Origin of the sequence: Haladaptatus sp. (assembly GCF_049589095.1) — an archaeon.
In the GTDB taxonomy this organism is placed as follows: domain Archaea; phylum Halobacteriota; class Halobacteria; order Halobacteriales; family Haladaptataceae; genus Haladaptatus.
Genome location: NZ_JBAWAC010000061.1, coordinates 1 through 9,146, shown reverse-complemented (window position 1 = coordinate 9,146; position 9,146 = coordinate 1). Strand labels below are relative to the sequence as shown.

The 9,146-nt window shown below is 62.6% G+C and carries 8 protein-coding genes; 2 read left to right on the top strand and 6 right to left on the bottom strand.

Annotation, left to right across the window (positions count from 1 at the left end):
- Positions 1–86: 86 nt before the first annotated feature.
- The 4 genes from WBV42_RS02135 to WBV42_RS02120 form a co-directional block, all read right to left on the bottom strand.
- Complete coding sequence (locus tag WBV42_RS02135; protein WP_423984567.1) at positions 87–1,370, bottom strand: adenosylhomocysteinase; 1,284 nt, start codon at positions 1,368–1,370, stop codon at positions 87–89.
- A gap of 69 nt (positions 1,371–1,439) precedes the next feature.
- Positions 1,440–1,637 (bottom strand): helix-turn-helix transcriptional regulator, encoded by a 198-nt coding sequence (locus WBV42_RS02130; protein WP_423984566.1) that lies wholly within the window; start codon positions 1,635–1,637, stop codon positions 1,440–1,442.
- Between the two features lie 2 nt (positions 1,638–1,639).
- Positions 1,640–1,855 carry a hypothetical protein gene (locus WBV42_RS02125; protein ID WP_066140517.1) on the bottom strand — a complete coding sequence of 72 codons (216 nt, stop codon included), beginning with the start codon at positions 1,853–1,855 and terminating at the stop codon, positions 1,640–1,642.
- Between the two features lie 154 nt (positions 1,856–2,009).
- Positions 2,010–3,302: an amidohydrolase gene (locus tag WBV42_RS02120; protein ID WP_423984565.1), complete on the bottom strand. Its 1,293-nt coding sequence runs from the start codon at positions 3,300–3,302 to the stop codon at positions 2,010–2,012.
- A gap of 105 nt (positions 3,303–3,407) precedes the next feature.
- Here WBV42_RS02120 and hisG point away from each other — a divergent pair, with 105 nt between their 5' ends.
- Positions 3,408–4,256, top strand: a complete 849-nt coding sequence (gene hisG, locus WBV42_RS02115; protein ID WP_066140523.1) for an ATP phosphoribosyltransferase — start codon at positions 3,408–3,410, stop codon at positions 4,254–4,256.
- 442 nt (positions 4,257–4,698) lie between these two features.
- Here the strand turns inward: hisG and WBV42_RS02110 are convergent, their stop codons facing one another.
- Together WBV42_RS02110 and WBV42_RS02105 are read right to left on the bottom strand one after the other, a co-directional pair.
- Positions 4,699–5,751: an AAA family ATPase gene (locus WBV42_RS02110; protein ID WP_423984564.1), complete on the bottom strand. Its 1,053-nt coding sequence runs from the start codon at positions 5,749–5,751 to the stop codon at positions 4,699–4,701.
- Positions 5,752–5,837: 86 nt separating this feature from the next.
- Positions 5,838–7,988, bottom strand: a complete 2,151-nt coding sequence (locus WBV42_RS02105) for a DUF7282 domain-containing protein (RefSeq protein WP_423984563.1) — start codon at positions 7,986–7,988, stop codon at positions 5,838–5,840.
- 415 nt (positions 7,989–8,403) lie between these two features.
- On the opposite strand from WBV42_RS02105, the gene rnz reads away from it, so the two are divergent.
- A partial coding sequence (gene rnz / locus WBV42_RS02100) for a ribonuclease Z (protein ID WP_423984562.1) occupies positions 8,404–9,146 on the top strand: 743 nt, incomplete at its 3' end.

Below are 9,146 nucleotides of genomic sequence, written 5' to 3'. Positions count from 1 at the left end.
CTGCTTCTCAGTAATTGCTCCTTCAACAAACCTGACTACAACTTCCCAAAACGAATGTTTAGCAACCGAAACTACGCGAAACCCCTCTACGTTCCGTGCTGCCAGCTACCCATGTACTCCGTCTGCTCGTCGGAGAGGGAATCGAACTCCACGCCGTCGGCGTCGAGTTTGATTTCGGCGATTTCCTTGTCGAGGTCGTCGGGAACGTCGTGGACGCCAGCGTCGTACTTCTCGCCGTTTTCGACCATCTCGCGCACACAGGCCGACTGCACGCCGAAGCTCTGGTCCATGACTTCGACTGGGTGGCCCAGCGCGATGGGCGCGGCGAGGTTGACGAGGCGGCCCTCAGCGATGACGTTGAGTCGGCGGCCGTCCGCCATCTCGTACTCGTGGACGCCGTCGCGGGCGTCTCGCTCGGCGACGGCGAGGTCCGAGAGGTCGTTGAGGTTGACTTCCACGTCGAAGTGACCCGCGTTGGCGAGCAGGACGCCGTCCTTCATGACCTCGAAGTGCTCTTCGGTGATGACGTCGCGGTTGCCCGTCGTCGTGATGAACACGTCGCCGACCTCGGCGGCCTCGGCCATCGGCATCACGTCGTAGCCCTCCATGTGGGCTTCGAGCGCACGGCGCGGTTCGACTTCGGTGACGATGACGTTCGCGTTCTGGCCCGCCGCCTTTTTCGCGACGCCTTTGCCACAGTAGCCGTAGCCGCCGACGACGACGTTCTTCCCGGCCCACGAGAGGTTGGTCGTCATGGCGATGGTCGCCAGCGAGGATTCACCGGTCCCGTGGACGTTGTCGAACAGGCGTTTCATCGGCGTGTCGTTGACGGCGAAGACGGGGTAGTCGAGCGCGCCGTCCTCGTCCATCGCGCGGAGTCGGTGGACGCCGGTCGTCGTCTCCTCACACCCGCCGATGACGGTGTCGATGAGTTCCGGATAATCTTCGTGGATGGCGGCGACCATGTCCATGCCGTCGTCCACGGTGATGGTGGGTTCGAGGTCGATAACGGATTCGATGGCCTCGTAGTAGCCCTCGTCGTCCACGCCACGCTTCGCGTAGCTGGTGATGTTCGGGTGCTCGTCCAGCGCGGCGCTCACGTCGTCGTGGGTCGAGAGCGGGTTACAGCCGGTGACGGCGACTTCCGCGCCACCCTCGGCGAGCGTTTCGACGAGAACCGCGGTCTTCGCCTCGACGTGCATCGCCATGCCGATTCGCTGGCCCTCCAGCGGTTTGTCGGCGACGAACTCCTCCTGAATCGTCGTCATGATCGGCATGTGCTGGCGCGCCCAGTCCATCTTGCGGTGCCCCTCGACGCGAGCGGACTCCAGATCGTCCAGTTGCTCGCTTATCGGCGGATAGTCTGCCATACGTGCGAGATGGGCGAGCGCGTTGAAAACGGTACCGAAGAAAACAGGGATTCGGATCGTAACCAGCGATCAGTCGTCCGGCGCGTCGAAGATGCCCTCGATGGAACAGTCGAAGTATCCCGCCAGTCGAAACGCGAGTTCGAGGCTGGGGTCGTATCGCCCTCCCTCGATGGCGTTGATGGTCTGGCGGGAGACATCGACCGCGTCCGCGAGGTCGGCCTGCGTGAGGTCGGCTTTCGCCCGCCTGACTTTGAGGTCGTTTTCCATCGCTACATCACGCGTCTGTAGTACAGTCCCGACCCGAAGTAGACTGCCTGTCCGAGCAGAAACGCGAGAAATTCGAACCGAACCTTCTCGAAATTGTCGAAGCCGTGCTGGTAGACGTGAGCCACCACGACCGCCAACAGCAACGCCGATAGCGCGATGTACGCCGTCCGAGAACTTCGGCGACCGATTTCGAGCGCGCGTTCGTCTGCGGTTTCCATGGAAAGTACTCTTTCCTTGATGTCTGTAAAACTTTCCACCGGACTGGCCGTTCCGTCGCTAAGAGGACTGGCTATCCACCCGTGTTCTGTCGTTATCGAGTCGGTAGCAGGAAAAATCGAGCGACGCTCCTCCGACAGAGACGCCCTTCCGAATTCACTCCGTCGCGCGTGCGACCAGTTCGTGTGCCCTCTCCTCGGCGGCCTCCCGGACGGCGTCCTCGTCCAACGTCAACACCTCGCGGTTTTCCATCAGAACCCGTCCGTCACAAATCGTGTGTCGAACGTCGCTCCCGTTGACGGCGTAGGCGAGGTGGCTGACGAGGTCGTGGTGCGGGGTGAGGTGCGGTGCCGACAGGTCGATGACGGCGAGGTCGGCGTTCGCCCCTTTCTCGATTCGGCCGCTGTTGACGCCGATAGCGTCCGCGCTCCCGACGGTCGCCATCTTCACTACTTCTTCGGCGGGGACCGCGCTGGCGTCGTTCGCGGCGAGTTTGCCGAGCATGGCCGCATCGCGCATCTCGTCGAACATGTCGAGGTCGTTGTTCGACGCCGCGCCGTCGGTTCCGAGTCCGACGGTGACGCCCGCGTCCAACATCGCCTGTACGGGAGCCATCCCGCTGGCGAGTTTCATGTTCGAGGCCGGGCAGTGGACGACGCCCGTGCCCGTCTCCGCGAGCAGTTCGATTTCCGTCGTGTTGACGTGGACGCCGTGTGCGACGAAATCCCCTTCCTTGGTCATCCCCTTGTCGCGGGCGTATTCGAGCGGGCGCTCCCCTCGTTCCTCGACGATGGGCGCGACTTCGTCACGCGTCTCGTTCGCGTGATAGTGCACGGGAACTCCCGCTTCGCGGGCGCGTGGGATGTACTCGTCCAGATACTCCTCACCGACGGTGGTTAGACTGTGTGGCATCACCGCGGTCGAGATGCGACCGTCCGCCGCGCCGTCGAACTCCTGGGCGATGTCGAGGCTCGTTTGGAAGTCCTCGCGCGCGGCGTCTTCGTCCCGTCCGATGGTGACCACGCCGTGGCCGATTCGGGCGCGGAGGCCTGCCTTCTCGACCGCTTCGGCGACTTGGTCCATCTCGAAATACATGTCCGCGAATCCGGTCGTTCCGGATTTGATCATCTCCAACAGACCGAGGTCCGTTCCGGCACGGACGTCCTCCGGCGTCAGTTCGGCCTCGACCGGCCACACGTCTTCCCGGAGCCACGTGTCGAGCGGTTTGTCGTCTGCGTAGCCGCGCAGGAGCGTCATCGCGGCGTGGCAGTGGGCGTTCACGAGCCCCGGAATCACGAGGCCCCCCTCCGCGTCGAGGGTCTCGTCGGCGTCCGAAACGTCGCCGACGTCGAGGATCGTCCCTTCGTCCTGATCAACCAACACGTCGGCGCGTTCGACGGTCATATCCGGTCGTAGTACCTTCCCGCCAGCGATTCGGAGCGTCGTCATGGTTTTCGATTGTTCGCCGCATCTCAAGACCTTGGTGGATTGGGGTCGAACGAGCGCTCGCCGGGAAAGTAAGAGTAATCCGTCTGGCCCACCGACCCGGAGATAATGCGAATCGCGGTCCCCAACAAGGGCAGGTTGCACGACCCGTCGATGGAATTGCTCGAACACGCCGGGCTGCATGTCGTGGACGGTGCGGACCGCAAGCTGTACGCGAACACAGTGGACCCGGACGTGACGCTGCTGTTCGCCCGCGCCGCCGACATCCCCGAGTACGTGAGCGACGGCGCGGCCGACCTCGGCATCACCGGCCTCGACCAAATGCAGGAGGCAAACCCCGGCAACGTCTCGGACCTCCTCGATTTGGGCTACGGCCAGTGCCGACTCGTGTTGGCCGCACCCGAAGAGGGCGACATCAAGGAGGTAACCGACCTCGCAGGCAAGACCGTCGCCACCGAGTTCCCCAACGTCGCAAAACAGTATTTCGCGGAAACCGAGGTCTCCCCCGAAATCGTGGAGGTCTCCGGCGCGACCGAACTCACGCCGCACGTCGACATGGCCGACGCCATCATCGACATCACGAGCACCGGCACGACGCTGCGCGTCAACAGCCTCGGCATCATCGACGAGGTGTTGGCGAGTTCGGTTCGACTGTTCGCCCGCGACGACGTGGTCGGCGACGACAAGGTCGATCAGGTCACCATGGCGCTCCAGTCGGTCATCTCCGCCGAGGGCAAACGCTACCTCATGATGAACGCGCCCGAGGACAAACTGGACGAAATTCGAGAAGTGATTCCCGGCCTCGGCGGCCCGACGGTCATGGACATCGCCGGAAACGGCAAGGTCGCCGTCCATACCGTCGTGGACGAACAGGACGTGTTCGAGACCATCAACGAGGTCAAACAACTCGGAGCCAGCGGCATCCTCGTGACGGAAATCGAACGTCTCGTAGACTGAACGGCTCTTTTCGAGCTTCGTTTCGTTTTCGCGGGCAGAAAGAGTTTGTTTTCTGACTATCGATCACTGGTATGGACGTGATCACCGTGTTCGGATTTTCTGACGCCACCGTCGGCACCGTCATCGCGGTGGCGTGGTTCGCCCTCCTCGTCGTCGGTGTCGTTCAGTATCGGAACGGCACCCGCTCGCGTCAGCGACTGTATCGAACGATAGCGCTCTCCTTCCTCTGGTTGGCATACGGTTTGTTTCAGATATCGACCGCGCTCGACGGCGTGTTGGACATCGTCATCGGCCTGTTCAGCATGGTCCTGATGATACTCGGTTTGGTCTTCGGCATTCGATGGTGGCGAGGTCGGAATACGGAAACGAAGAACGAACCTGAAGTATCCGGATCGTATCGCTTGGACGATTTCTCTCGTAAAATAACCGACCTCGCTCGCCTCTACGCCGTCCCCAACTCCGCCAACAGGTGGGAAATCTGCAACCTGTCGCTCGTCCCTTGTGCCAAGTCCATGTCCACCTCGGCGGCGAGGACGACGAGTTCGGCGAGTTCGTTGCCGGAGTAGCGGTTCTGCCGGAAGGCGTCCATGATGGCTTCGAGCACTTCCTCGCCGCTGTAGCCGTCGTCCACGAGCAGGTCGTCCAAGTCCTTGCGGGCGTCGTTGAAATCGCCGCGTTCGGCCTTGTCGAGCATGTCGCCGATGCGGCCGCTGATACCGAAGTTGCGAATGATTTCGTAATCCTCGCTGCTGACTTGGCCCTCCTGTTCGTAGAGCAGTTGCGCGTAGAGGATGGCCTTCCGCACGTCGCCCTTCACGTAGCCCGAGATGAGTTGCACGCCGCCTTCGTCGTACTCGACGCCCTCGGCGTCGAGAATCCCCGTGAGGACTTCCTCTATCTCCGTGCTGGTCGGTTTCCGCATCGCCACGGGGAAACACCGCGACTTGATCGGCGGGATGAGCTTCGTCGGTTGACGCGTGGTGATGACGAACTGCGTCGTCTCGTGATACTGTTCCATCACCCGGCGAAGCGCCTGCTGGAAGTCCTCGCGGATGGATTCGGCGTTGTCGAGGACGATGGTCTTGTAGCTCCCGCTGGAGGGCGCATAGCCCGCGTACTCCTTGAGGACGTGGTTTATCATCTCGCGCTTCGACCAGTTGCGCTTGTACTTATTTTTCCCCGACCCCTGTCGGTACTGCTTGGAGAACTCCGTCTGCCCCTGGAGGAAATTAGAGAACCGCGGGTCCTCCCGAATCTCCTTCTTCGTTCGGTCGAAGAAGTCGGCGACGTTGATCTCCACGAGGTCGTTGTCCGGGTCGTCGTGTGCCTCGCGGGCCAGTGCTCGCACGGCGGCGGTCTTCCCGCTCCCCTCCGGGCCGTGGATGACGAGGTTTATCGGCTCGTTCACCGCCCGCTCCAGATAGTCGCGGACTTCGGGTTGGGGCAGGTCGGCGAGGTCCGGCGCGTGCGTTTCAGTCCACAGCGGCGACTCCATTGGCGTTTTCTACGAAGTCGCCGGACAAGAATCGGTCGGTTGCGCCGCACGCTGAATCGATCTCGACAAAAGAAGCGGTTGATGACCTATAGCAGGTTCCCGATGGCGCTGAAGACGGAACCGATGACGCTCGAATTCGTCGCGTTGGCGCTGGTCGTTCCTGCTTGGGTCGTCGTCTGCTCGGTCATCGTCGCGTTTCCAGCACTCGTTGTTTCACTCTGCGTCGTCGCGGTACCGGCACTCGTCGTCGGTTGTGCAGTCGCGGTCGCTTGCGAAGTCGTCGTCGCGGTCGTGCTCGGTCCTGCACTCGTACTCGTCGTCGTTCCTGCCTGTGTCGTCGTCCCTGCTGTCGTGGTCTCCTGTGTCGTCGTTGCGGCCGACGTCGTGGTCGTCGCGTTACCGGCCGACTCGAACGTTATCGTCGCAATCTTGCCGAAGTTACGGGTGTACACGCCGTGCGTGTACGTTCCGGGTTCGACACCGGTGCTGTCGACCTCGTAGCTCACGCCCGTCTGTTGTCCGGGCGAGAGGGTGACGTTCTTCCGCTGAACGACGTTCCCTTCGATTCGGAAGTCCACGGCCTGCGTGAGCGTCTGGTCGGTCGGGTTGTTGATCGTCGCCTTCACGGTGAACGTGTCACCGACCGTCACGTTCTCCGGTGCGCTGAGACTCTGCACGTCGAACGACGGACCGAGGTCGTTGACGTTCTCCATGTTCCCGCTCGTGGTCTGCGTGGTCGTCTGCTGTGCCGTCGTCGTCGTCGCTGGCGACGTGGTCGTCGTACTCGTACTCGGCGTGCTCGTCGTGGTACCTGCCTGTGTCGTCGGCGATGTAGTCGTCTGCGTGGTCGCCGCTCCACCACAGCCACAGTTGGCTTCGCTGGTCGTGGTTGCCTGCGACGTGGTCGTTTCCCCACCGGCCTGCGACGTGGTTGACGTGGTCGTCGGCGTCGCAGTCGTGGTCGCAGCAGTCGTCGTTGCGGCCGTCGTGGTCGCGGCCGATGTCGTCGTCGCACCGGTCGTGGTCGACGTGGTCGTCGGTTGTTCCGTCGTAGTCGTCGTCGCGCCACCGCCCTGCACCGTCACGTAGGCCGGGTCAATGACGATGTTGTTGTCCACGATGTACGGGATGTCCGCAGTGCCGCCCGACGTGACGAAATCGTACACACGATTTCGGTTGGTGTCGAGGTGCGGCATGGCGATGAGCGTCTGGCTCTCGGTCAACGGTTTGTCGAGCGTCACGGTGACGTCCTTGTGCGTTCCCGGCCCGAGGTACTGCGAGGTGCCGACCACGCTACCGATGACGTTCCCGTCCGCCAGACTCGCGTCGTGGATGGTGACGAAGCCACCCTCCGACATGGTGACCGAATCGACCGTCACCGTCTGCCCATCGCTGGTCTGGTTGTCGAACGTGACGTTCGCGTTCAACTTCGACGGGGACGTCGGTCCTTCCGGAATCCCCGGCCCGCCCGGCATGTAGGGCGCGAGGTTGGGAAGGCTCACGTTCCCCGGCGCTTCCACGACGAACGTCGTGTTCTGCACCGAGATGTCGCGGAGCTCCACGCGAACGCTACTGGCGTTGCCCGCTGCCGCCGCTTTGGCGCGTTCGGACGCCCGCTTCAGGTCGTCCTTCGAGACGCTCGGTCCGTTCTGAACGACGTAGTTTGCCGATTTGTTTTCGAGCAAAGCGGTCGCGTTGATGCGGACCGTCTCGTCCTTCAGGTGGACTCCTTTGATGACCTCGGTTCGGTCCGGGGTCGGGTCGGTCCCGACCACGAACGACCAGTCGGCGATGGAGAACGATTTGACGTGGAAGACGAACTGCTGTCCGGTCGCGTTCGTCTCGTTCGTCGCGTTCCCCGCTCCGCCTTGCTGGCCGACCGAAATCAGCGCCTGGTCGATGACGACCGTGCCGTTCGCGGTGTACGGTCCGTCGACGGTCCCGTTACCGATGACGAAGTCGTACACTTGGTTCGAGTTCGTGTCCATGTGCGGCATGGCGATGAGCGTTTGACTCTCGTTGATGGGACGTGCGAGCGTCACGGTGACGTTCTTGTGCGTTCCCGGTGAGAGGTAAACGGAGTTGCCCACCACGCTGCCGACGACGTTCCCGTCGAGCAGGCTCTGGTCGTGGATGGCGACGAAGCCACCCTTCTCCATGGTCACGGACGAGATGACGATCGTCTCGCCGTCACTTTGTTGATTGTCTATCGTTACGTTTGCCTGCGATGTATTCATCTGAGTGACATCGTTCAGGCTCGTAACCTGCGTTTCCGGTGCTGTATTTGCTCCCCCACCACCGCCCGACGTCGCTAGCGATGTCGCAACACCGCCGGCGAAGACGACGAGAAGGGACACGAGTACAGCACTCACTGTTCTCGGGATTCGTGTCATATCTCTCCCATTCCGCGTCCGACGTGACGACGAGATGTCGGATAAACCGGTTCGACCGTTCACGGGTTAAGACGCCGATTCGCCGGGTTAAGTCGAAGTTGCGGAGGATCCCTCGAACGCCCCCGAAACGCGGCGAAGCGGGACGTTCCGCGATTTCATCTGCCACGTTCTGACCGACAACGGGGATTTCGAACGACGAGGACGGCTTCGGAAGCGGTTTCGAAGGCTGTTTAATCGTCCGCCCGCGAATTGCGAGTAGATGTCGATGCGCGTTACCTTCCTCGGAACCAGTGGGGCAGTGCCGACGACGGAGCGAAACCCGAGTTCTATTCTCGTCAACCGGGAAGGCGACCGCTTGCTCTTCGACGCCGGGGAGGGAACCCAGCGCCAGATGATGCGCTTCGGGACCGGATTCACCATCTCCGATCTGTTCGTCACGCACCTCCACGGCGACCACATCCTCGGGATTCCCGGCTTTATCCAGACGTGGTACTTCAACGACCGCGACGACCCGCTCATGATATATACGCCGCGCGGGACCGGCGACGCCATCGACTCGCTCGTTCGAACGGCGGGTCATCAACCCTCGTTCCCCATCCACATCACGGAAGTCGCACCCGGCGAGGTCGCCGTCCGGCGCGACGACTACGAGGTCCGCGCCTTCCGAACCGACCACGACGCCAACTCGCTCGGCTACGCGCTGGTCGAGGACGAACGGAAGGGCCGTTTCGACCGCGACCACGCCGAGGAATTGGGCGTTCCCGTCGGCCCGAAATTCCAGCAACTCCACTCCGGCACCCCCGTCGAGTTGGAGGACGGCACCGTCGTTCTCCCCGAACAGGTCGTCGGCGACCCCCGCCCCGGCCGCCGATTCGTCTACACCGGGGACACCCGCCCCACGGAGCAGGCCGTTGACGCCGCCGAGGACGCCGACCTGCTCGTTCACGACGCCACGTTCGCCGACGACCGGGCGGACCGCGCGGCAAAAACAGCGCATTCGAC